Origin of the sequence: Collinsella intestinalis DSM 13280 (genome assembly GCF_000156175.1) — a bacterium.
Taxonomy (GTDB): Bacteria; Actinomycetota; Coriobacteriia; order Coriobacteriales; family Coriobacteriaceae; genus Collinsella; species Collinsella intestinalis.
In genome coordinates this window covers 257,600-280,536 of the sequence record NZ_GG692710.1, presented here as the reverse complement: position 1 = coordinate 280,536, position 22,937 = coordinate 257,600, and the positions used below count along the sequence as shown (strand labels likewise).

At 64.5% G+C, this 22,937-nt stretch carries 20 protein-coding genes and 1 tRNA gene; 1 reads left to right on the top strand and 20 read right to left on the bottom strand.

All coding sequences use genetic code 11. The annotated features are described in order from the left end of the window. Positions 1-10: 10 nt before the first annotated feature. The 13 genes from COLINT_RS01215 to COLINT_RS01155 form a co-directional block, all read right to left on the bottom strand. Positions 11-2,374, bottom strand: a complete 2,364-nt coding sequence (locus tag COLINT_RS01215) for a ComEC/Rec2 family competence protein (RefSeq protein ID WP_039910227.1) — start codon at positions 2,372-2,374, stop codon at positions 11-13. Next, positions 2,365-2,994, bottom strand: coding sequence for a ComEA family DNA-binding protein (locus COLINT_RS01210; RefSeq protein WP_233418309.1), 630 nt, complete (start codon positions 2,992-2,994; stop codon positions 2,365-2,367). Before COLINT_RS01210 ends, COLINT_RS01215 begins: the two co-directional genes overlap by 10 nt. 270 nt (positions 2,995-3,264) lie before the next feature. After that, complete coding sequence (gene thiI, locus COLINT_RS01205; protein WP_039910225.1) at positions 3,265-4,506, bottom strand: tRNA uracil 4-sulfurtransferase ThiI; 1,242 nt, start codon at positions 4,504-4,506, stop codon at positions 3,265-3,267. Continuing rightward, complete coding sequence (locus tag COLINT_RS01200) at positions 4,507-4,791, bottom strand: DNA-directed RNA polymerase subunit omega (RefSeq protein WP_039910223.1); 285 nt, start codon at positions 4,789-4,791, stop codon at positions 4,507-4,509. It lies immediately after the preceding gene. A gap of 6 nt (positions 4,792-4,797) precedes the next feature. Then, entirely contained in the window at positions 4,798-5,367 is a 570-nt protein-coding gene (gene gmk, locus COLINT_RS01195; protein WP_006722476.1) for a guanylate kinase, read from the bottom strand. Beyond that, positions 5,368-5,676: an integration host factor, actinobacterial type gene (gene mihF / locus COLINT_RS01190; protein WP_039910222.1), complete on the bottom strand. Its 309-nt coding sequence runs from the start codon at positions 5,674-5,676 to the stop codon at positions 5,368-5,370. Between the two features lie 204 nt (positions 5,677-5,880). Next, entirely contained in the window at positions 5,881-6,606 is a 726-nt protein-coding gene (pyrF, locus tag COLINT_RS01185) for an orotidine-5'-phosphate decarboxylase (protein ID WP_006722474.1), read from the bottom strand. Beyond that, positions 6,600-7,508 (bottom strand): dihydroorotate dehydrogenase, encoded by a 909-nt coding sequence (locus COLINT_RS01180; protein WP_084743352.1) that lies wholly within the window; start codon positions 7,506-7,508, stop codon positions 6,600-6,602. Before COLINT_RS01180 ends, pyrF begins: the two co-directional genes overlap by 7 nt. Before the next feature lie 11 nt (positions 7,509-7,519). Further along, complete coding sequence (locus tag COLINT_RS01175) at positions 7,520-8,290, bottom strand: dihydroorotate dehydrogenase electron transfer subunit (protein ID WP_006722472.1); 771 nt, start codon at positions 8,288-8,290, stop codon at positions 7,520-7,522. A 117-nt stretch (positions 8,291-8,407) separates the two neighbouring features. Beyond that, positions 8,408-9,697 carry a dihydroorotase gene (locus COLINT_RS01170; protein WP_006722471.1) on the bottom strand — a complete coding sequence of 430 codons (1,290 nt, stop codon included), beginning with the start codon at positions 9,695-9,697 and terminating at the stop codon, positions 8,408-8,410. Beyond that, a complete protein-coding gene (locus COLINT_RS01165) occupies positions 9,681-10,625 on the bottom strand; it encodes an aspartate carbamoyltransferase catalytic subunit (protein ID WP_006722470.1) in 945 nt (314 codons plus the stop codon). The genes COLINT_RS01170 and COLINT_RS01165 overlap by 17 nt, the downstream gene beginning before the upstream one ends. Positions 10,626-10,628: 3 nt before the next feature. Then, complete coding sequence (gene pyrR, locus COLINT_RS01160) at positions 10,629-11,213, bottom strand: bifunctional pyr operon transcriptional regulator/uracil phosphoribosyltransferase PyrR (protein WP_006722469.1); 585 nt, start codon at positions 11,211-11,213, stop codon at positions 10,629-10,631. Positions 11,214-11,455: 242 nt separating this feature from the next. Then, positions 11,456-12,484 (bottom strand): SGNH/GDSL hydrolase family protein, encoded by a 1,029-nt coding sequence (locus COLINT_RS01155; protein WP_169302858.1) that lies wholly within the window; start codon positions 12,482-12,484, stop codon positions 11,456-11,458. A 335-nt stretch (positions 12,485-12,819) separates the two neighbouring features. Here COLINT_RS01155 and COLINT_RS01150 point away from each other — a divergent pair. After that, a tRNA-Asn gene (locus COLINT_RS01150) sits at positions 12,820-12,894 on the top strand. Between the two features lie 610 nt (positions 12,895-13,504). Here the strand turns inward: COLINT_RS01150 and rpoD are convergent. The 7 genes from rpoD to infB form a co-directional block, all read right to left on the bottom strand. Next, the gene (gene rpoD / locus COLINT_RS01145; RefSeq protein WP_006722465.1) at positions 13,505-14,851 is read right to left on the bottom strand and encodes an RNA polymerase sigma factor RpoD; all 1,347 of its coding nucleotides are present in this window, start codon (positions 14,849-14,851) and stop codon (positions 13,505-13,507) included. Positions 14,852-15,010: 159 nt separating this feature from the next. After that, positions 15,011-17,002: a DNA primase gene (gene dnaG, locus COLINT_RS01140; RefSeq protein ID WP_006722464.1), complete on the bottom strand. Its 1,992-nt coding sequence runs from the start codon at positions 17,000-17,002 to the stop codon at positions 15,011-15,013. Continuing rightward, the gene (gene ribF / locus COLINT_RS01135) at positions 16,992-18,050 is read right to left on the bottom strand and encodes a riboflavin biosynthesis protein RibF (protein ID WP_006722463.1); all 1,059 of its coding nucleotides are present in this window, start codon (positions 18,048-18,050) and stop codon (positions 16,992-16,994) included. The genes dnaG and ribF overlap by 11 nt, the downstream gene beginning before the upstream one ends. Beyond that, positions 18,047-18,967 (bottom strand): tRNA pseudouridine(55) synthase TruB, encoded by a 921-nt coding sequence (gene truB, locus COLINT_RS01130; RefSeq protein ID WP_006722462.1) that lies wholly within the window; start codon positions 18,965-18,967, stop codon positions 18,047-18,049. Before truB ends, ribF begins: the two co-directional genes overlap by 4 nt. Positions 18,968-19,066: 99 nt before the next feature. Then, positions 19,067-20,035: a DHH family phosphoesterase gene (locus tag COLINT_RS01125; RefSeq protein ID WP_006722461.1), complete on the bottom strand. Its 969-nt coding sequence runs from the start codon at positions 20,033-20,035 to the stop codon at positions 19,067-19,069. Positions 20,036-20,072: 37 nt separating this feature from the next. Then, the gene (gene rbfA / locus COLINT_RS01120) at positions 20,073-20,504 is read right to left on the bottom strand and encodes a 30S ribosome-binding factor RbfA (protein WP_006722460.1); all 432 of its coding nucleotides are present in this window, start codon (positions 20,502-20,504) and stop codon (positions 20,073-20,075) included. A gap of 84 nt (positions 20,505-20,588) precedes the next feature. After that, the coding region (infB, locus tag COLINT_RS01115) for a translation initiation factor IF-2 (RefSeq protein WP_006722459.1) at positions 20,589-22,937 on the bottom strand (2,349 nt) is incomplete at its 5' end.

Below are 22,937 nucleotides of genomic sequence, written 5' to 3'. Positions count from 1 at the left end.
AGCGAAGCGCTCAGCGCTGCGTTCGAAACCGAGGATACGGATGCCCCGGCGTCACATGAATATCGCCTACGTCCTTAGTGCACAAGAACATCGATCCCGACGCCTCGACCATGCGCACACATGTGGGATTGGGGTGCCCATAGCGATTCCCCTCGCCGGCACTCGCCACGCAAAGCTCCGGCAGCAGCGAGTCAAGCGCCTTGGCAGATACCGAAACGCGGGACCCGTGATGCCCGAGCTTCAAGACATCGATATCGCCCACTTCCCCCATATACGATTCGAGTTCATCCCGCTCGGTATCACCGGTCAACAAAACGCGAAGGCCCCCGCGTGCCCCCTCATAGGAAACATCCAGCACCGCCGAGTCTGCGTTCTCGTCGCCACGAACCCCGGCATCCGGCCAAATAAGCTCACAGACGAAGGAGCCGACCCGCACCGCATCGCCCTCGCGCAGCTCGCTCACGGCGGGCCCATCGGACAATTCCGCCGGAATATGGTCCGCCGCACCATCCGCAACGTACAGCCGATCGACCCGCACACCCTCGAGAACATCGGGAAGGCCGCCCCAGTGGTCCTTATCCCAATGCGTGATCACAACACCGTCGAGCCCAAAGACATGATTGCGCGCCAGGGCCGTCCGAGTCGCCTCCCCTATCCCCGCATCAACAAGCAGCGTCGACGGCCCGTCGCGTATCAAGATCGCATCTCCCTGCCCGATATCAAGCACAATGACCTCGGGAGGAGCAAAGCGGGTCCAATAGGAAACATGCACGACGATACAGGCGAATATGAGGGCGAGCGCGAGAACAAGACGCTTCGGCATGACGGGCTTCCAGCGAACATACACCAGGAGTGCCGCACCGTAAGCGATCGGCGCTACTACCCACGACGACTCTACCGAAACGAGCGCAAACGGAATGCCCGCACACACCTGCGCGAAAAAGACGGATATGCGCGCAAGGCCGTCGGCGGGCGTCAGGGCGAATTCGGCGATGGCCCCGGCTGCGCCGGACACACCCGTAACCTGGGCAAGCATGTCAGATATAGTTGCCACCCCCGTGCCAAGCAGTCCGGTCACAAGCAAGCCGCTCATGGCCGGGCCGACAAGCAGGTTCGCCAGCGGCGAAACGAGCGACACCTCGCCGAACACCGGCAAAGTCAACGGCAGCGTGGCCCATTGGGCCACCAACGTAATGGACAAGGCGTCCGCAATGGGCGCGGGGACATGCAGAGCGCATAGATGGTGCCGGACATAGGGGCCGAACAGGATAATGAACAGCACACTCGCAACCGAAAGCCGAAATCCAAGGTCATAAACGGCACCAGGATCGACGGCGACCAGGGCGGCCACCGCGATCGCAAGTCCCGAAGGCGCATGCGCTCGGCGATGGCCCATGATCGCCGCCGATGCGATCGCCACCATGCAAACCGAGCGGATCGCAGAAGGGGCTCCCCCGGTGAACACCATGTACGCAGCCATAACGAGAAGCATGACCAGCTGCTGCGCTCCTTTTGAGAGCCCCGCATGGCGAAGCGCTCGCTCAAGCATGGCCGCGATATAAGCGAAATGGCTTCCCGAAACCGCCACGAGGTGCGTGAGCCCGCAAGCGGAGAAATCGGCCTGAGCTTCCGACTGGTTGAGCTCCGTCGTCCTACCGCACACCGTCCCGGCAACCAGCGCCCGATAATCGCTCCCTCCCGCGTCGAGAACGCGCAGCGCTCGGACCCGAAGCGACCCAATCGACACGCCGCGCGCCTCGGTCCCTTGCTCCAAGATCGACACGATACGGGCCGAGGCGACCTCCCCTTTCGCAAATCGGCTTCGCGCATAGTCGGAGTCATCAAGCGCTTTCACGCGACATACGGCGCGAACTGAAGATCCATTCTCAAGCTTCGCGTCACTCAGGACGCGAACCGGCCCAAGGCGCTTTCCCGTATCGACGTCGACCATGAGAGCGGTCGATGAGAAACCCCGCTCGCCGGCAGAAGGATCGCCACGAATGAGCAGGGCGCACGCCCCGCCGCCCGCACCAAGGACCGCGTGACTCCCCGCCCGCCATCTCAACAGCCAGCCGGTTGCGGCGACGCAGCCGATCAAGACACCCATGCCGGACATCGCAATCGGGCGAGCGATGGAGCCGAAGCGACCCGACCCTCGCAAACGGCGAGCGAGGGTGAACGCCAAGACGGACATCAAACTCAACGCCAAAGCGCCGGGCCAGGACACCACGTCGCCGCAATCGTGCAGTCGCCACCCCGCCTCGAGCATGAGCAGCGCCGATGCGCATACGCCCGCTGCGAGAAACGCCGTGGGCGGAACATACGGACGAACCGGCAAATCCCTGCCGCTACCCACCATGCCCATCACACGCATATCGAGCTTTTGAGCTTTTCGAACTTCTTCTCGCCGATGCCACTCACGCGCATGAGATCCTCGATGGTCGAGAACGGGCCGTTCGCGTCGCGATCCTCGACGATGGCGCGTGCGGTCGACGGCCCCACCCCTGGCAACGCGTCAAGGTCCGATTCCGAGGCGCGGTTGATGTCGACGGGCCCGTCGGCAGTGGCGGCCCCCTGCGCAGACGCTCCGACATCGGGAGCCACGGCGCCCGAACCACCACCGCCCGCCTCCCCCATACGCGGTACATACACCTGCTGCCCGTCTTGCAGCTTTGCGGCTCGATTGACGCGAGCCGCATCGGCATCTGCGGCAAACCCACCGGCAGCTTCGATGGCATCCCCCACTCGCGAATCGGCCTGCAGGGTCACAAGGGAAGGAGCGCCTACGGCGCCAGCAACATCAACTACGATGACCTCTTGCTTCTCCGGTTTACTCTCAGATCCCGAGACGCCGTCATCCGAAGCAGCGTCGTCATATTCGACCTCTGCCGCACCTCGCTCCGAACTCCCAGTATCCGAACGCGTGACCAGAACTCCCCCGTCACCGGCACCCGCCGCCCCGAGGGCCCCCGTCACTCCCGCTCCAAGGGCCATGATCAAGAGAGCCGCGACAACCGCCCCGATCACTAGCACCACCGGCCGCTGCCTCGCATAGAGCCTGCAACGTCTTGCCCATGTCATTCTCTCCTCTTGCACTTGTGCCATATGCGCACCTCCCCTCATCAAGCATCGCAAGACGGGAGGCGCGAGGCACCGACAATATGAAGTGGCGCCGGTCGGTCTGTATGGCAATCTGGCCGCAACCTGTCCATCGTGGGCAGATTGCGGCCAGATTTAGAGCCAGATTATGGGGAGGCGTGTGGATTACTCGGCGGTCTGGTAGCGAATCTCGATCTCGCTGTGGCGTTCGCGCATGCAGCGGGGGCGCTTATACACCGGCGCCTCGAAATCGACGTACTCGACATGGGAGACCAGGTAATCGATCATCGCCTCATGATCGAACATCTCCCATGCCTCGTGAACCTCATCGAGCTTCGCATGGGTCTCGGGACGACGCGGCATGAACAGTGTGCAGCAGTCGGGCGCGGTCTCGCACGAGATCTCGTACGTGCCGATCCGCTTTGCGCGCTCGATGATCTCCTGCTTGTCCGAGCCGATGAGCGGCCTGAACACCGGGATATCCACGACCTCGTTGACGGCCATGATGTTCTCGAGCGTCTGCGACGCGACCTGGCCGAGCGACTCGCCCGTGACGATGGCCTTGGCGCCCTCGAGGCGCGCGATGCGCTCCGCCACCGAGTACATGACGCGACGATACATGATCACGCGCAAATCGGACGGGGTCTTCATCGAGATCTCGCGCTGGCAATCGCCGAACGGGACGACGTACATGCGGCCGATCTGAACCGCAGGCGCGAGTTGCTCAATGATATCGCGGCACAGATACTCGCTCGTATCGGCCGTCTGGGGACGACCGGAGAAATGGATCGGCACCACGACGGCGCCGCGACGGGCAAGCTGCCAGGTTGCGACCGGAGAATCGATACCGGAGGATAGCAGCGTCACGACTTTGCCGGCGCTGCCCTGCGGCAGGCCGCCCACGCCGCGCATGCTGCGGGCGTATACATACACGCTGCCCTGGACGACGAGCACGTGCACACAGGCATCGGGCTCGCGCATCTGGACCTTCTTCTCGGGATACGCGAGGCAGAGCGCCTCGCCGACCTGACGGTTGAGGTCCATGCTCGTGAGCTCGTAGTCCGTGTTCGAACGGCGCGCGGCGACCTTGAAGGTCTCGAACGGCCCGAACTCGGCGAGCGCATCGATCGCAGCGCGGCAATACTCATCGGGCTCACGGTTCGTGTGGAACGCCAGCGAGCAGCGGGCGACGCCCGGAACCTGGGCGATGAGCGGCATGGCGCGCTCAGCCTCGCCCTTGGTGGAGAAGGTGACGAGGATATGGCCGGAGATGCGCGTCACGCACGAAGCGGAAAAGGCGGCCAAGGCCGCCTTCAACGAATCCATGAGGACGCGCTCGAACCGCGTGCGGTTCTTGCCCTTGAGCCCTATCTCGTGATAGTGCACCAGGCATACGCGACTTGCCAATTAGGCCTCCTGGGGGTCGATGTGGCCGAGGGCGGCCTCATAACGCTCGTGGTCGTAGGAGATGGTGCCATCCACGATCTCCTCCATGGCCATGGAGATGGTGTCCTTGCCGGACAGCATGACGGTGAGGTCATCGGTGTCCTGGACGGCGAGGACGCGGCTGTGCTGGCCGCGCAGCATGTTGTTGATGTCGCTGGCGCGCTGGGACGCGAGCGAGGAGAGCAGGAACCTATTGTGGTCGGTCTTCTCCAGCAGGTCATCAATGGCAGGCTTCACAACAGACACTTCGGATCAATTCCTTTCGTGACGGTGCAGTACGGCGATGAGTTCCTCCGTGGCGCGCTCGAGATCGTCGTTCACGATGATCTCGTCGTAGCGGTCACGCAGGGCCATCTCGCCTTCGGCGGTGTGGAGACGGAGCTCGAGGGACTCGGGGGTCTCGGAGCCGCGGCCGAGGAGGCGCTCGCGCAAAACATCGAGCGACGGGGGCTCGATGAAGATGAGCACGGCCTCAGGGAAGCGCTCCTTGACGGCCAGGGCGCCCTGGACGTCGATCTCCAAGATGAGGGACTGGCCGGTGGAGAGGTTGCGATCGACCTCGCTGGCAAGGGTGCCATAGCGATGGTCGTGCACCTGTGCCCACTCGATGAAGTCGCCGGCCTCGATGCGGGCCGAGAACTCATCTTCGGACAGGAAGTAGTAATTCACGCCGTCCACCTCGCCGGCGCGCGGGCTCCTCGTGGTAGCGGAAACCGTCAGGCCCAGGTTGGGAACCCGGTCACGCACACGCGCGACAAGAGTGCCCTTTCCTGCGCCTGACGGCCCGGAAATCACAAAGAGCTTTGACTCGCTCTGGCCCACTTACTTGGTGAGCTGCTCGAGGAGCTGCTCGCGCTGACGGACGCCGAGGCCCTGAACGCGACGGGTGGCGGAGATGCCCAGCTCGTCCATGATCTTGGTGGCCTTGGCCTTGCCATAGCCGGGGAGGGACTCGATGAGGGTGGAGACCTTCATACGGGAAGCGATCGGGTCGTCGGAGTTCAGGACGGAATCCAGGGACACCTCGCCCTTCTTGATCTTCTCACGGAGCTCGGCACGAGCGTGACGGGCGGCAGCGGCCTTCTCGAGAGCGGCCTTGCGCTGCTCATCGGTGAGCTGAGGAAGCGCCATTTGAACCTCCATAAAACTAGGCATCTTCTAACTGCGTTCGGGGTGCAATACGTGCTTTTACGTGCATGTTTGAACCTTCAACGGCAATCTAGGGTAGTCCATGCTCTGCCAAATTGCAAGATATCGAGCCAAAATCGGCGTCAAAACCCCTGCATAGAGGCCCTATAGAGGAAAGAAGCGCAGGTAGACACCTGCGCTTCATCATTATTTCACGTTCTCACACAGCTCGGCGACGATGGCCTCGTACGCCTCGACCGGGTCGTCGGCTCCCGTGATGGGACGGCCAACCACGATGTGGCTCGCGCCGCGGGCGATGGCCTGCGACGGCGTGGCGACGCGTGTCTGGTCACCGAGCTCGGCGCCCACGGGACGCACGCCCGGCGTGACGATGAGCGCGTCGGGGCCCAACAGCTCACGCATGCCTTGCGCCTCCACCGGGGAGCACACGATGCCGTCGATGCCGTTGGCCTGCGCGAGGGACGCCAGACGAGCGGCCTCCTCGGCAACCGGGGACTCTACGCCGATCTCGGTGAGCGAGTCCTGGCTCATGCTTGTGAGCACGGTGATGGCGACGAGGTTGGGGCGGTTCCCCCGCACCTCCGCGGCCGCCTCGGCACCCTCGCGGCACGCCGCGAGCATGGCACCGGAGCCCAAGCCGTGCACGGAGAGCAGGTCGGCGCCGGCGAGTGCCGCGGAGCGGGCCGCGCCACGCACCTGATGCGGAATGTCGTGGAACTTCAGGTCGAGGAAAACCTTGAAACCGCGCTCGTTGAACTCACGGACGATGGAGGGACCCTCGGCGTAGAACAGCGTCATGCCGACCTTCAGCCAGGAGGCATGACCGGACAACGCATCGGCAAGCTCGATGGCGCGGTCGCGGTCGCAATCGATCGCGACGATGATGCGGTCGCGGGCATCGGTCTCTAGCATTCGAAGGCTCCGATCAGCTCGTTGATGTCCTTGACTCCCTGGCTCTCGGCCCAGGCCTCGAGCTCGTGCAGGATGCGCACGGACGCATCGGGCTCGACGAAGTTGGCCATGCCCACGGAAACGCAGCAGGCGCCCGCGAGGATGAACTCGGCCGCGTCCTCACCCGTCATGACGCCGCCGACACCGCAGATCGGGATATCGACCGCATTGGCGGCCTCCCAGACCATGCGGACGGCGATGGGGTGGCACAGCGGGCCGGACAGACCGCCCGTGGGCTTGGAGAGCCTGGAGCGGCGCGTGCGCACGTCGATGGACATGCCAGGGATGGAGTTGATGACGGTCAGGCCGTCGGCACCCTCGGCCTCGAGGGCACGCGCGATCTCGGGGATGCGCACGGGAGCCATCTTGACGAAGAGGGGCTTGTCGGTCACCTTGCGGCAAGCGCGCATGACCTCGGAGGCACCTTCGGGGGTGGAACCGCAGGCGGCACCGCCGGCAGCGATGTTGGGGCAGCTCACGTTGATCTCGTATCCGGCGGCCCAGGGGCACAGCTCCACGAACATCTCGAGCGCGCGGACGTACTCCTCGGTGGAGTGACCGGCGACCTGGCAGATGACCTGCGTTCCCTTGGCGGTGAGGTCGGCCAGCCACGGGCCAGACTGCTCGGCAAAAGCCGCCACACCGGGGTTCTGCAGGCCCACGGAGTTCATCATGCCACCGGGGACCTCGGCCATACGAGGCGCGGGGTTGCCCGGCCAAGCCTCCGCTGCGCAGCCCTTCGTGGTGATGGCACCGAGCTGACTCACATCCATGAGCTCGCTGAACTGCCAGCCGTACCCGAACGTGCCGGAAGCGGTGTTGATGGGGTTTTTCATCTTCACGCCGCCGAAGTCGACGGCCATATTCACCTGGCTCACCAGACCACCACCTTGGTCGCATCAAAGACCGGTCCGCACATGCAGGCACCCTGCATGCCGTCGGTCGTCTCGACATTGCAGGTGCTGCATGCACCAAAGCCACAGCTCATCATGCGCTCGAGGGAGGCCTCGCAGTACACGCCCGCCTCGGCCGCAGAGGCAGCAACCTTGCTCATCATGACGCCGGGACCGCAGGTTGCCACGTAGTCGTACTCGTGAGAGGAGAGCAGCTCAGAGGCGGACTCGGTGCAAAAACCGTGCAGGCCGGCCGTGCCGTCATCGGTCGCCACGCAGACCTCGCCGGCGCCCAGCGCCTCGAAGTCCTCGACGCCGACGAGCTTGGCTGCGGTGGCGGAGCCCACGCACGCATCGACCGCGACACCCGCCTCGGCGAGCTCACGCGCCAGGCACAGCACCGGGGGAACGCCGATGCCGCCGCCGACCACGAGCACGCGGCGGGCACCCTCGGGGACGCGCCAGCCGTGGCCGCCAGGGCCGAGCAGGTCGCTCGTGAAGCCACGGCCCCACTCGGACATGCGCTGCGTGCCCTTGCCAACGACCGCGTACCAGATCTCGACGGTGCCGCGCTCCGGATCGGCGGCGACGTAGCTCAGCGGCACGCGCAGCAGCTCACTCGGGTCGCCCGGAACGCGGATGTTCACGAACTGACCGGGCTTGAGCGCGGATGCGAGACGCGGGGCCGAAATGACGAGCGAGAAGATGCCGTCGGCGATCTTCTCGTTCGAAATGACCTCGAAGTCATGCATGCGCGCAGGCGAAGGATTCGGCATATATGCTCCCCTCCCCATGCGAGGCATGGTTGATTGACAATGCCGCACGGGCAGCGCGCGAAAACGCGGCCCGTGCGGCGCTCGAAGCTTATGTTAGCAAACGACGCCGTTGGCGAGCGTGCGCTTGCCACCCACGAACACGTCGGTGGCACGACCGGTGAGCTCGACGCCCTTGAAACCGGAGTTCTTGGCGTGGCTGGCGAAGTCGTCCTCGGAGACGGTCCAGACCTGGTCGGCGTCGAAGACGGTGAGGTCGGCGACAGAGCCCTCGGCGATCTTGACCTGGTCGAGGCCCAGGATCTTACGGGGCTCGGTGGCCATGAGCTCGACCATGCGACCGAAGGTGATCTTGCCGGTCTTGACCAGGTTGGTGATCACGAGGCCGAGTGCGGTCTCGAGGCCGGTCATACCGAACGGGGCGAGCTCGAACTCACGGGACTTCTCCCAGTCGGAGTGCGGGGCATGGTCGGTGGCGATCGTGTCGACCGTGCCGTCGATGACGCCGGCGATGAGCGCCTCGGCGTCCGCAGCGGTGCGCAGCGGCGGGTTCACCTTGAAGCAGGTGTTGTAGGTGCCGTCGATGGCGTCCTCGGTGAGGAACATGTGATGCGGGGTGGCCTCGCAGGTCACGGGCAGGCCCTTGGCCTTGGCGGCGCGGACCATCTCCAGGCCCTTGGCGGTGGAGATGTGCTGGATGTGCAGCTTGGCACCGGTGAGCTCGGCGATCATGATGTCGCGCATGATCTGGAGCTCCTCGCCCTCCGCGGGCCAGCCGAGCAGGCCGAGGCGGGTGGAAACGGCGCCCTCGTTGATCTGGCCGTCGCCGACCAGGTCGTTGTCCTGGCAGTGGCTCATGAAGACCTTGCCGAACATCTGGCCGTAGTCCATGGCACGGCGAAGCATGCCGGCGCCCTGGATGCCGTGGCCGTCATCAGTGAAGGCGACGCAGCCGTGCTCGACCATGTTGCCCATCTCGGAGATGATCTCGCCCTTGAGACCACGGGTCATGGCGCCGGAGGGGTACACGCGGCAGTGGCCCTTGGCGGCGGCGACGGATTTGATGTACTCGACCACGACGCCGTTGTCGGTGACGGGGTTGGTGTTGGGCATGGAGCACACGCCGGTGAAGCCACCCTTGGCGGCAGCGGCGGTCTCGGACTCGATGTCGCCCTTGGCCTCGAAGCCGGGCTCACGCAGGTGGACGTGCATATCCACCAGGCCGGGAACGAGGTACTTGCCGGACAGGTCGACGACCTCGGCACCCTCGTGGCTGAGGTTCTCGCCGACGGCGGCGATCTTGTCGTCCTCGACGAGGACGTCTACACGTCCGTCAAGCTCGACAGACGGGTCGACGACGTGGGCATTCTTAAGAAGCAAGGCCATTATCGGCACCTCCAAGCAGCAGATACAGGGCAGCCATGCGCACGCAGATACCGGCGTACACCTGGTCGAGGATGACGGAGCGCTCCGGGTGATCGGGCATGTAGGAGTCGAACTCCACACCGCGGTTGATCGGGCCGGGGTGGCACACGATCGCGTCGGGCCTCATGAGACGCTCGCGGGCCTTGGTGAGACCGTAGAGCTGGTGGTACTCGCGCTCGCTCGGGAACGGCGCGCCCTCGAGGCGCTCGCGCTGAATACGCAGCATGTAGACGACGTCCAGGTCCGGCAGCACATCATCGAGGCTGTTGGACACGTGATCGGCACCCAGGATGTCGGGGCGGGGCGGCATGAGGGTGTTGGGACCCACGGCCGTGACCTCGGCGCCCATGATCTTGAGCGCGGGGATGAGGGAGCCGCAGACACGGGAGTGACCGATGTCGCCCACGACGCCGACCTTCAGGCCGTCGAAGCTACCCTTGCGCTCCCAGATGGAGTACAGGTCGAGCAGGGCCTGGGTGGGATGGCCGTGCTTGCCATCGCCGGCGTCGATGACGACGGCAGGGCTGGCCTGGGACACGATGTAGGGGGCGCCGGCGTGCTTGTCGCGCACGACGATGCAGTCGATCTTGTAGGCGTCGAGCGTCATGACGGTGTCGATGAGGCTCTCGCCCTTCACCGTGGAGGTAGAGGAGCCGCCGAAGTTCAGCGTATCGGCCGACAGGCGCTTCTCGGCCAGCTCGAAGGAGCTGCGGGTGCGCGTGGAGGGCTCGTTGAACATGTTGACGATGGTCTTGCCCTTGAGGGTGGGGACCTTCTTGATGGTGCGCTCATTGACCTCGGAGAACGCCTTGGCGGTCTGCAGGATGGTCATGAGCTCGGAGTCGGAGTACTCCGAGATATCGATGAGGTGCTTGTGGTTGTTGAACACTGCCTACTCGCCTCCCAGCGGAGCGGAGCCCACACGGGCGCCCTGCTCGACGTTCGTGATCTCAACGGTGGTGCGGCCGTCGACCTCCTCGAGGTAGAGGCGCACATTCTCCTCATGGGAGGAGGGGACGTTCTTGCCCACGAAGTCGGGGCAGATCGGAAGCTCGCGATGGCCGCGGTCGACCAGGACGGCCAGCTCGACGCGACTAGGGCGACCGAGGTCCATGAGGGCGTCCAGAGCGGCGCGGATGGTGCGACCGGTGTAGAGGATATCGTCGACGAGCACGATGCGCTTGTTGTCCAAGTTGAACGGGACGTTCGTGGCGTGGACGGCCGGTGCGAAGTTGGTCAGGTAATCGTCGCGGTAGAAGCTGATGTCCAAGCTTCCCAGGTCGACGCGCACCCCCTCGATCCGCTCGATCTCGTCCACGAGCTGTTTGGCGAGCAAATCGCCGCGGGTCACGATGCCGACGAGCGCGAGGTTCTCAACGCCCTCGTTCTTCTCGACGATCTCGTGAGCGATACGGGTGATCGCGCGGCTGACCGCGGTCTCGTCCATGATGACCGCCTTCGGTGAAGACATGCCCATCAAACTCCTTCCTTGCCTCTTCGACGCCGGCGCGGTGCCGCGTCAAAAAATAATGCCCGACCGTTCACGCACGGCACGAGCATCCCACGAGGACCCGAAGCGATCGGGCTATGTTCTCCTTGCGGGTATCTCGTACCACGTTTAAAGGTCTTGTTCATTGTACACGCATCCCCCGTGGCAAGGGCCTGAAAAAACACGCACCGCCCCAATCTTCACAATGGGGCGGTGCGCGTGGTCTTTGGCTAGCGTCCGTCCTTCGGTCCGCGACAGGCTATCGTCCAGCGGGAGTCGGTCGACTCGTCCATGGGGCACCCGTGGCAATGGGCGCGTCCACATGTCCGAACGGCGCGCGGTGCATCCCCGATGGATGCAGGCATCTCAGAAGACCCCTCCATCCGCGCGATGACCATGTCTGAGATCTGACGCATGCCGAAAGCCGACGGATGGCACCCGTCCACCGCGTCGTATTGGATGCCGTACGCCCGCACATCGGCGACATGCGCCCCCGTCTCTCGAGCCGCCTGAACGATGGCGCGGTTGTACGCATCCAGCTCAATGCCGCGCATTTGATACTTGTAACAGCGCTCCGCCTCGCTCGGGGACGTTGCGGGGCACAGCGTCAGGCACCAGACCTCGGACGAGGGCGCGAGGCGATGGATCGAGACGAGGACATCTCGATACGCAGAAGCGAACCGATCCAGTGCATCGGGGCCGACAACCCATTCGACGGAGCGCTCGCCCGCAAGGTCCTCGGGACGCGCTGACGCGGAAAGCGACCTGCCCATCACCTGGCTGCGGCCACCGCCCCAGCCGTAGTCGTTAATACCCATGTACACGAGGACGACATCGGGGCATTCGCCCTGCGCCCCGAGCAGCGAAGCGATGCGCTTCTCGCTATTGCCCGCAGGGAAGCCGTATCCCTCGACGACGGACCCGGAAAAGGAGGAGTTGGCTACCAGGCGGCCGTCGAAGTGATCGATGACTCTCCCCCACCATGTGTCTTGGGGGCTTTCGACACCATCGACGTGAACCTCGCCCTCATAATGAACCCGCCAGCCCTCGGGAACCCAGCCCATGAGCGTACTGATGGAATCACCCAGAACGGAGAAGCCCCGCCCCCTCAGGCGGCTGCTTACCGAGCGAGACACATTGGCCTCAGTTTCATTGGCGCAATTGACGCCAGCGACCCCCTTGGCAGACGAGGCGGCCTCGGCGCATCTGACAGTTCCGGAAACGACAGATTCCTCGGTGCTCATATGATCAGGGCTCATGGTGGTCCTCTCCCTCATGTCCTTCTGCAACGTCCGGCCGTCCCTGGCGACAAGGAGCTCTCCGCCGCAAAGCAATACAACGGCCATCTCACCCTCGAGGCGCTCGGGCACATTTGCGGCATTTCGATCGGCAGGCCCGCTCAATGATAGTCTTCCGAGGTCTCTTGACCCGATTTATTCGGGCAACGGTACATCTGACCTGCAAGTTTGATCACTCTAAAACCGGCAGCGGGCAAAATCTAAAAAATTTTGAAATTGGGGCTTGCAACGATTCCCTCCATCCGTATAATAAATTTCGTTGCTTGCGAGCAGACAGCCAAAAGCAACTTTACAATTCCTCGATAGCTCAATGGTAGAGCCCGCGGCTGTTAACCGCGTTGTTGTAGGTTCGAGTCCTACTCGAGGAGCCAGAATTTTCAGACCCGCTTCGGCGGGTCTTTTTGTTATGCATTGAATGAGCCCCACTCCCTCTCTTTTGCTATGCAGGGGTTGAGCCTCCCCTCGATTGATCAGCGGTGCAGCAATACATGAACATGGCCATCGCTCGTATCGAATGACCAACAGCACTGAGCGACCGCCCGCTCCGAGCCGCCATCTGCGCCGCATTAAGGGCCCGTCGATTGGGAGCCATGAACTTATGCATGATTTGGGTGTACACAAATGGAGGGTTTGAACGACTCGTGCATAACCTCCATTTCATCGACGCATCTACCTGCGGGTTTGTTAAGCTCGGAAATGTAAGCTCTAGCTAACCGTTCACAAGCTCCAATCGTTCATAACCTCCAAGCCTGCGCGGTCCCGCAAGGACACTCGCGTCATCGCTTGCGTGCCTGGCCACACGTCCCGACAGGCCGGACGGCCCCGAGGAGCCGCACGGCCCAGCAATCCGCACGTCCCAACCAGCCACAAAAAATGGCCGCCGACACAAGCCGGCGGCCAAAAAGGCTCGCTATATAAACTGGCACTTGCGGATCCCGAACGCTCGCAAACCCGAGTGCCCACGCGACCCGTGTGCGGCGTTTAACAGTTCTCGAGATAATCCTTGAGCTTGCTCGAACGGCTGGGGTGGCGCAGCTTGGCCAGCGTCTTGGACTCGATCTGGCGGATGCGCTCGCGCGTCACGCCAAACTCGCGTCCAACCTCCTCGAGCGTACGGGGATGACCGTCCTCAAGGCCGAAGCGCAGCTCGATGACCTTGCGCTCGCGCTCCGCAAGTCCGTCGAGGACCTGCGTAAGCTGCTCCTGCAGCATCGAGAAGCTGGCGGCGTCCGCGGGGACGACAGCCTGCGCGTCCTCGATGAAGTCGCCCAGCTGGGAGTCCTCCTCCTCGCCGATGGGCGTCTCGAGGGACACCGGCTCCTGGGAGATCTTCTGGATCTCGCGCACGCGGTCGGCGCTCATATCCATCTCGGCGCCGATCTCCTCCGGGGTCGGGTCGCGGCCGAGGTCCTGAAGCAGCTGGCGCTGCACGCGCACGAGCTTGTTGATGGTCTCGACCATGTGGACCGGGATACGGATGGTACGGGCCTGGTCGGCGATTGCGCGGGTAATGGCCTGACGGATCCACCACGTGGCGTACGTGGAGAACTTGAAGCCCTTCTCGTAGTCGAACTTCTCGACCGCTCGGATGAGACCGAGGTTGCCCTCCTGGATGAGGTCCAGGAAGAGCATGCCGCGACCGACGTAGCGCTTGGCGATGGAAACGACAAGACGCAGGTTGGCGGAGATAAGGGCCTGCTTGGCATCGAGGCCGACCTGCTCGACGCGCATAAGACGACGCATCTCGGCGCGGGTCAGCTCAATTTCGCCGGCCTCCTGCTTCTCCAGCTTATCGGCGGCGTCGAGACCAGCCTCGATCTTCATGGCGAGGTCGACCTCCTCGGCTGCGGTCAACAGGTCGACCTTGCCGATCTCCTTGAGGTACATGCGCACCGGGTCGCCGGTGAGCATGACCGTGGAGGCATCGATGCCGCGGGCGCGGGAACGGCTGCGCGTGGTGCGGACGGTGCGGGCCTTCTTCTTGGATTTGGTAGACGCCATCTCGGCATCGGCCTGACGGGCCATCTTGAGGTCATGGTCCTCATCGCTCTCGTCACCGTCGAGGTCGTCGTCATCGTGCGACACGTCGCGGTCATCGTCATCCACGATCAGCTCGGAGTCGTCATCCTCGGTGGCCGAGACGATCTCGACGCCGCGGTCGCGAAGGAACTGGTAAATGGAGGACAGCTGTGCATCAGTGACGTCGACGTTCTTGAGGACGATCTGGATCTCATCCTCGGTGACGGAACCGGCCTTGGATCCCAGGTCGAGCAGCTTCTCGATGGTTGCGTCCAGAGCGGAACCGGTGCTTGCAGACTTTTTCGGCACAGATGCTCCCTTCTTAGCACATAGGATTCACTACTTTACCACGCTTCTATACCCGTCTGTCAGAAGAAATTGCAGCATCCGAGCAGATTCTATGCATGAACGCGGTTTTGGGACGCCGCCGTCGATCGTGACGCCCGATCATGATGCCCCTCAAACTCCCTATTCCCTAAACGGGTCGGCGATGCCCTCGACGGCCTGCTCGAGCTCACGGATGCGCGCGGCGTCTCGCGTCGCCTGGATCGCGAGCTCCCTGCGTTCATCGGACGACATGGACCGGTTCGAACGCAGACGCGCCTGGGCCGTCTTCATGCGGCGGCGCGTCGTGTATAGCTCGAGCGTATCGAGGAGGAACTCGATGTTGGTCTCCGTCGGGTGCTTGCTCGTAGCGGAGAGCAGACCGGAACCGACCAGCTGCGCGGCCTCGGGGCAGACGGTGCGGGCGGCGGCCATCGCGTCGGCGGGCGCGGTCCCCTCGGGCGTCGCCAGAATCGACCAGGCGATGGTCTCGCTGCGGGCGTCGACCCATTCGACCTCGGTGATGCGCTCCGCGTAAACGCGGAAGCTGTCGGGATACGTAGTCAGCAACGTGAGCAACTCGTGTTCGCAGGCGAGCTGCCGGCGTTCGAGATCGGTGAGCAGCCCGTTACCGGCATCGGGACCGGCATCGGCCTCCGTGGGGACCGGCGCCCCCTGAACCGGGTCCTCCACAGGCTCGTAGTCGTAAGGGACCTCCTCGTAGGGAACCTCGTCATAGCCGGACGGGGCAGGCGCGGGAGCACCTGCGGCCTGCTGGGTGTCGGGAGACGACTGGGCGCGCTCGCGCTGCTTCTCACGACGACGCGCGGTCTCCTCGCGCTGCTGCACCTCTCGGAACACCTTGCCGGCGCTTGCGCGGATCGTATCGACATCCAAACCGAGTCGATCGGCGATCTGCATGTAATAGCTATCGATCATGTAGCTCGCACGCAACGGATAGATGAGCTCGAGGGCCGAACGCATCGCCTTGGCGCGGCCGCCCGGGGTGGAGATATCGCTTTCCTCCTCGAGCTTGCCAAAGACGAAATCCATGAGCGGAATGGAATTGTCGAGCAGCTCGCGTAGGGCCTCTCCCCCATTGGCGCGGACGAAGTCATCGGGGTCCTGGCCGTTGGGCAAGATCACACAGCGCAGGTCGAGGTCGTCCTTCTCGATGAACTGGACCGCGCGTCGCGCCGCCTTCTGCCCGGCGGCATCACCGTCGAACATGTAGACGATCTTCTTTGTGAAGCGCATGAGCGTCTTCACGTGATTCTCGGTCAGCGCGGTGCCAAGTACCGCCACGATGTTCTCGATACCGGCCTTCCAGCAGCTCATAGCGCTGATATAGCCCTCGACGACGATCGCCTCGTTGTTGTTGACGATATGGTCCTTAGCCCAGTTGAAGCCGTAAAGATTCTTACCCTTATGGAAAATCGGCGTCTCGGAGGAATTGAGGTACTTGGCGTTGGTCTTTTCCTTGTCGAGCGCGCGCCCGCCGAACGCGATGCAACGCCCCTGCTCGTCGAAAATCGGGAACATCACGCGGTCGAAGAAGCGGTCGACCAGACCGCCGCCGCGGCTCCTGAAGGCGACGTTGGCGTCGATCATTTCCTGGGGCGTGAAGCCCTTGGACCCAAGATGGCGGACGAGCATACCGTGGCCCGGCGCGAAACCGAGGCGGTACTTGCGACAGGTCTCAGCATCGAGCTCGCGCTCCTTGCAATAGTCGCGGCCGCGCGCGTCCTTACCGCGCATCAGCAGCGTGTGGTAGAAGGAGCAGGTTTCCTCGCATACCTCGACCAGGCGGTTCCGCTTGGTGCCGGAACGCTTGAAGGAATGGTCCTCCTCGAGTTCGATGCCGGCGCGGTCGGCGAGGTAGCGGATGGACTCGGGAAAGCTCAGTCCCTCGCGCTTCATCACGTAGGTGAAGGCGTCGCCGCCCTCACCGCAGCCGAAGCAGTGCCACACCTGGGTGGCGGGTATCACGTGGAAGGACGGGGTTTTCTCCCCGTGAAACGGGCAGCATCCCCACAGGTCGGTGTTGCCGCGGGGCCTGAGCTCCACGGTCTCCGACACCAGGGCCACGAGGTCCGTGGCGTCCCGCACCTTGTTCTTGTCATCCTCAGAAATCACGCGCGATCCTTACCGGCGATGCGCCGAACTGTTCACGTACCGTTTCAATGTCGCGGTTGACGGCCTCGATGAGCGCGTCGACCGATTCGAAAGAATGAGAGGGCCGCAGGAGGCGGTCGAAGGCGATGGCGACCTTCTTGTCATACAGATCTCCCGAGAACCCGATGAGATTCGCCTCCAGACGGGCTGATTTAACCGAGTCGGCGAACATCGGGGGCACGCCGGCGTTGATCGCGGCGGGCCATACCGCACCGTCGACCTCGGCAAAACCGGCGTATACACCGTCGGCGGGCATCTGCGCATATCCGGGGACCTCGACATTTGCGGTGGGGAACCCCATGCCCGTCCCCTGCCCCCTGCCGGGACCGACCTGACCCCGCAGCATGGGGCGACGGCCGAGCAGGCGGCGTGCGGAGTCGACGTCGCCGCGAGCGATGAGCGAGCGGATGCGCGTCGCCGTGATGGGTGCGTCACCGTCCAAGATCAGGTCATGCCCCGTCACCGCGATACCCTTCTGCGTTCCCCAATCCGCGATGATGGGAACGGTCGAGGCCCCGCGGGCGCCGAGCCTGAAGTCACTTCCCACGTGAATGGCGCGAATGTCGAGATACGGGGCGAGCACGCCCTCGAAGAAGGCCACGTGATCGAGGGCGGCGAGCTGGCGGGTGAACGGGACCACGGCCACGCGCACACCGATCGAGGTCAACGCACGCAGCCTCCCATCCATAGAAGTCAGCTTGGGAGCGGGATGAGCGCTCACCACCTCATCGGGATCCGGGTCGAACGTGACGGCGACAGCAGCCACGCCGCGTTCACGCGCATCGTCGATGGCATGGCGGAGCAGATCGGCATGACCACGATGCACGCCGTCGAACGCGCCTATGGCGATGACACACGACAGTGGTCCGTCAGCGGGGGCATCGGCCGCTCCGCCGACGTTCAGCACCGGCGCGTCGTCCCCCATCCCAGCGCACAGGAAATCGGCTGCGAGCTCTTCCACGGCGGGCATAACACCCTTGCGGCGGGTCTGACCGTCAGGCGAAATCATCTCCGCGCCCCCTCAACACCCTGGGGAAAGACCGTCTCCATACGGACACGACCGCCTTCTACAAGGCCGATGGCACGCAGCTGGCCGCCATGGACGAGCGCGATGCCGCCCGCCGCGTCGCGTGCGGCGCAAGCGATGGCCTTGCCGTTGAGCACGTCGGCAAGCTCTGCGTCGGACAGCTCGCGCGCGGGGTACCCCAAAACGCTCGCGGGGTCCAAGGCGGATGCTCGAGCGAGTTCTTTGTGAAGATCCTCGACATGAAGGCACGACCCGATGCCCACCGGACCGGAGGCGGTCCTTCGCAGGTCGACGATATGCGCCGCGTTTCCAGCGGCGCGCCCGATATCGCGCGCCAATGCCCGAATGTAGGTGCCCTTGCTCACATCGAAGGACGCGGTCCACACGGCGTGGCCGTCGACCCCGTCGATGGAGACCAGGTCGGCCGAATACACCTCGATCGTGCGTGCGGGCAGCTCGACATCCTCGCCTGCGCGGGCACGCTTGTAGGAGCGAACACCGTCGACGGAGATAGCCGAAAACGCCGGCGGGACCTGGTCGAGCTCGCCCACAAAATCGGCGAGCAGCTGCTTGGCGAACATCGGAGACAGCAGGTCGTCGCTCATGGGGGCCGTGCGGGTCACCTCGCCCTCGGCGTCATCGGTCGTGGTCTCGGCTCCGAACATGATGCGCGAAAGATATCGCTTTCGGTCGAGCGTGATCCGACCGAGTAGGCGCGTCGCCTGACCGACGCCGACGATCATCACGCCCGACGCCAGTGGGTCGAGCGTGCCCGCATGGCCGACGCGACGCTCGTTGAGCGCACGACGTACCTTGGACACCACGTCATGCGAGGTGATGCCCACGGGCTTGTCGATTGCGAGAAGAAGATTCAGTTCGCTGGGCTTGCGCTTTCCCATGCTGTCCTCTCGTATGTATGCGGGAAGTGGCGCCCTCCGCCGGCCGCCGGGCAAATTGCCAGACGGCCGGTCGGGACGGGTACCCCTGTCCGTGAATGTCTATTGCAAAAGCGCCTCGAGCTTGGGCAGCACGACTTGCGCAGCCTGCTCCACCGTCCCCTTGAAGGTGAAGCCCGCAGCCGCGGCATGTCCTCCCCCGCCGAGCTCGACGGCGATACCGGAAATGTCGATGGAACCCTTCGAGCGCAGGTTTCCGCGCACGGAGCCCGGCTCGTCCTCGCGCAGGAACAGGCACAACTCTGTGCCGCCGACCTGGCGAACGATATCGATCAGACCATCGCACTCCGCGGGCTTGACCCCGCACGAGCGAAGATCGTCCTCATACGCATAGCTGAAGGCCACACGACCGCCGGCACGGCCCTCGATACGACTCATGACGATCGACTCGAGGTGCAGGTACTCCAAACGCTGGCTCTGATACACCTCGAGCGCGATGCGCGCCGGCTGTGCACCGGCGTCAACCAAGCGCGAGGCGCAGGCGAAGGCGGAAGGGTTCGCATTTTGGTACTGGAACCTGCCGGTGTCGGTCACGACACCGGTGAGCAGGCACGTGGCGATATCGGGGGTGCACGGCCAACCGGCGGCGTTGAGCAGTTCCTCGACGAGGACCGCCGTGGCGGCGGCCGACGTCACGCGGACCGTCACATCGCCGAACTCCTCGCACGTGGGATGATGGTCGATGACCACGCGACCGTGGGCACGCTTGGCGACCGCGGCGGAGTCGGCCAGTCGGCCGAGAGTGGGAACGTCGACCGAGATGAACACGTCATAACGCTCATCGTGACGCACGGCGGGCTCGAGCTCGTCGGCCCCCGCAAGGAAGCGGTAGACGCGCGGGATCGAGCCGTCATCGGCGAGCAGCAAGTCGACCTTCTTGTCGGGGAACTGGGCCCGAATCGAGGCGCCGAGCCCCAGCAAGGACCCGAGCGCATCGCCGTCGGGATTCGTGTGACCGGAGATCGCGATGGTCCGGGCGTTTTCGACGTACTCGATGACGCCCTCCCACATGTCGGGAGTGGTGGACCGACCGGAGCACGGCGAGGTGCTACTGTTCATCGACATCTTCCTCATCGGAATCCGTATCCTCGCCCTCGGAATCGGCGAGGGGGTAGCCGAACTCGTCCTTCTCGACCGAAAGCGTCGCGGGGACGTTCTCGAGTGCTCGCGAGATGGCCTCGGCCTCGTCGGTCGAGCGGTCGATCTGGAACGCGAGCTCGGGGGTGACGCGCCAATCGAGAGCGCGGGCGAGCAGGCTGCGAATGCGACCCTTGGCGGCATTGAGCGCCTCGAGGACCTCTTCGTAGCGGTCGCCGTCGCAGCTCACGTACACACGGGCGAAGGAACGATCCTGCGCCACCTCGACGCCGGTGAGCGTGACGAGGTCGAGGCGCGGGTCGGCGATCTCGAACAGGAGGATGTAGCCGAGCTTTTCGCGCAGCTGCTCTCCCAGTCGGCGAGTCAGCGGGGTCTGCTTCATGTCTCTCTCCTTTAGATGCAGCGCGAACGGCCCTGAGGGCCGAAAGCGGCCCACGCCTTTTGGCGCGAGCCGCACGAGCGGTCGTTACTCGGTACGAGCAACCTCGACGATCTTGTAGGCCTCGAGGATGTCGCCGACCTTGATGTCCTGGAACTTCTCGATGCCCAGGCCGCACTCGTAGCCCCTCTTGACGACGTTGACATCGTCCTTGAAGCGACGCATGGAGCCGAAGGAGCCGTCGAACACCACGACGCCGTCGCGCACGACGCGAACCTTGTCGTCGCGGCTGATCTCGCCCTCGGTGACCATACAACCGGCGATGGTGCCGGCCTTGGGCACGCGGAAGGTGTCGCGGACCTCGGCGGAACCGGTCTGGACCTCCTCCTCCGTGGGCTTGAGCATGCCGATACGGGCGGCGTCGATGTCCTCGATCGCCTTGTAGATGATGGAGTACGTCTTGATCTGGACGTTCTCGCGCTCCGCGGCGTCGCGGGCCTTGGGCTGCGGGCGAACGCCGAAGCCGATGATGATGGCGTTGGAGGCCATGGCCAGCGTGACGTCGGTCTCGGAGATGGCGCCGACGGCGGAGTGGATGATGTTGATGCGGACCTCGGACTGGTCCATCTTGCCGATGGAGTCGGCGAGGGCCTCGATGGTGCCCTGGGCGTCGGCCTTGACGACCAGGTTGAGCTCCTTGAGCTCGTTCTGGCTCATCTCGTCGAACAGGGTCTCGAGCGTGACGTGCTTGACCTTGTTCTGCTCTTCGATGCGGGCCTTGAGGGCGCGCTGCTCGGCGAGGTCGCGGGCGTCACGGGCGTCCTCGAAGACGCGGAACTCGTCACCGGCGGCCGGGACGGAGTTGAGGCCCAAGATCTCGACGGCGTCGGAGGGACGGGCCTCGTCCTTGTGGTTGCCGTGCTGGTCGAGCATGGCGCGGACGGAGCCGTAGCTCTGACCGGCCACGATGGTGTCGCCCACATGCAGGGTGCCGCGGGTGACGAGCAGCGTGGCGACCGGGCCGCGGCCGCGGTCGAGCTTCGCCTCGATGATGTTGCCAGAGGCGAAGGTGTCCGGGTTGGCCTTGAGCTCGAGGACGTCGGCCTGAAGCAAGATGGTCTCGAGCAGGTCGTCGATGCCCTGGCCCTTCTTGGCCGAGACGTTGACGAACATGTTCTGGCCGCCCCACTCCTCGGGGATGATGCCGTACTCGGTCAGCATCTGGCGCACCTTGTCGGGGTTCGCCTCGGGCTTATCGCACTTGTTGACGGCGACGATGATCGGCACGCCGGCAGCCTTGGAGTGGTTGATGGCCTCGATGGTCTGCGGCATGACGCCGTCGTCGGCGGCGACGACCAGGACGACGACGTCCGTGATCTTGGCGCCACGGGCACGCATGGCGGTAAACGCCTCGTGACCCGGGGTGTCGACGAAGGTGATCTGGCGACCGTTGATGGTGACCTCGGAAGCGCCGATGTGCTGCGTGATGCCGCCGGCCTCGCCGCTCCAGACGTTGGTGTGGCGGATGGCGTCGAGCAGGCTGGTCTTACCGTGGTCGACGTGGCCCATGACGGTGACCACGGGCGGGCGGGACTTGAGGTCCTCGGGCGCGTCGTAGAAGCTGAAGGAGTTCTCCTCCTCGGCGGTGACGATGCGCACCTGGCGGCCCAGGTCGTCGGCGACGAGCTCGACCAGGTCGTTGCTCATGGTCTGCGTCATGGTGAGCGGGGTGCCCAGCAGGAACAGGCGCTTGATGATGTCGTTGGCGGAAACCTCGAGAATCTCAGCGAGCTCGGCGACGGTCACGCCCTCGGAGACCTTGACGGCGTCGAGGTCCTCGGGGTTGATGCCCTGTGCGAGCGCCTCCTCGATCTTGCGCTCCTCGGCTGCAGCGGCGGCCTCGGCTGCACGCTTCTCCTTGCGCTTCTTACGACGGCCGGAGGACTCGCGAGAGGCCTCCTCGACGGCCGCGCGAGCGTCAGCCAGGACCTTCTCGCGGCTGTACTCCTCGGCCTCACGGGCCATGCGGGCGTAACGATCCTCGCCCTCGTGATTCTCATGGGAAGCGCCCTTGCGGCCCTTCTTGCCCTTGCCGGCCTTGTCGGGCGAGGGCGGGAAGTTGTCGGGCATGTTGGCGGCCGGAGCGGAGCTGCGGCGACGGGTGCGGGCCGGAGCGTCCGTGGTGGCGGCGCCGTTCTGACCGGCGTTGCGACCGCCGCGACGACCGCCGCGATCGGAGCGGGAGTCGGACGCGGGCTTGGCGGCCTCGGCGGCCTTCTTCTCCTTGAGGACGACCTCCTGCTCGGCGATCTGGTCGAGCAGGGAGCGGAACCTCATGCCGGAGTCGGACGCGGGGACGGCGCGGCGCTTGGCCTCGAGCTCGGCCTCACGGGCGGCCTTCTCGGCCTCCTCCTTGGCGCGGCGCTCGGCCTCCTC

Excerpts from the sequence above, each read along its gene's own strand:
- rbfA (WP_006722460.1), bottom strand. The coding sequence starts at position 20,504 with ATGAAGCAGACCCCGCTGACTCGCCGACTGGGAGAGCAGCTGCGCGAA.
- pyrF (WP_006722474.1), bottom strand. The coding sequence starts at position 6,606 with ATGCTAGAGACCGATGCCCGCGACCGCATCATCGTCGCGATCGATTGC.
- COLINT_RS01175 (WP_006722472.1), bottom strand. The coding sequence starts at position 8,290 with ATGCATGACTTCGAGGTCATTTCGAACGAGAAGATCGCCGACGGCATC.
- COLINT_RS01210 (WP_233418309.1), bottom strand. The coding sequence starts at position 2,994 with ATGGCCCTTGGAGCGGGAGTGACGGGGGCCCTCGGGGCGGCGGGTGCC.
- pyrR (WP_006722469.1), bottom strand. The coding sequence starts at position 11,213 with ATGGGCATGTCTTCACCGAAGGCGGTCATCATGGACGAGACCGCGGTC.
- COLINT_RS01215 (WP_039910227.1), bottom strand. The coding sequence starts at position 2,374 with ATGCGTGTGATGGGCATGGTGGGTAGCGGCAGGGATTTGCCGGTTCGT.
- COLINT_RS01125 (WP_006722461.1), bottom strand. The coding sequence starts at position 20,035 with ATGTGGGAGGGCGTCATCGAGTACGTCGAAAACGCCCGGACCATCGCG.
- COLINT_RS01180 (WP_084743352.1), bottom strand. The coding sequence starts at position 7,508 with ATGGCCGTCGACTTCGGCGGCGTGAAGATGAAAAACCCCATCAACACC.
- mihF (WP_039910222.1), bottom strand. The coding sequence starts at position 5,676 with ATGGCGCTTCCTCAGCTCACCGATGAGCAGCGCAAGGCCGCTCTCGAG.
- COLINT_RS01155 (WP_169302858.1), bottom strand. The coding sequence starts at position 12,484 with ATGAGCCCTGATCATATGAGCACCGAGGAATCTGTCGTTTCCGGAACT.
- truB (WP_006722462.1), bottom strand. The coding sequence starts at position 18,967 with ATGGGAAAGCGCAAGCCCAGCGAACTGAATCTTCTTCTCGCAATCGAC.
- ribF (WP_006722463.1), bottom strand. The coding sequence starts at position 18,050 with ATGATTTCGCCTGACGGTCAGACCCGCCGCAAGGGTGTTATGCCCGCC.
- COLINT_RS01170 (WP_006722471.1), bottom strand. The coding sequence starts at position 9,697 with ATGGCCTTGCTTCTTAAGAATGCCCACGTCGTCGACCCGTCTGTCGAG.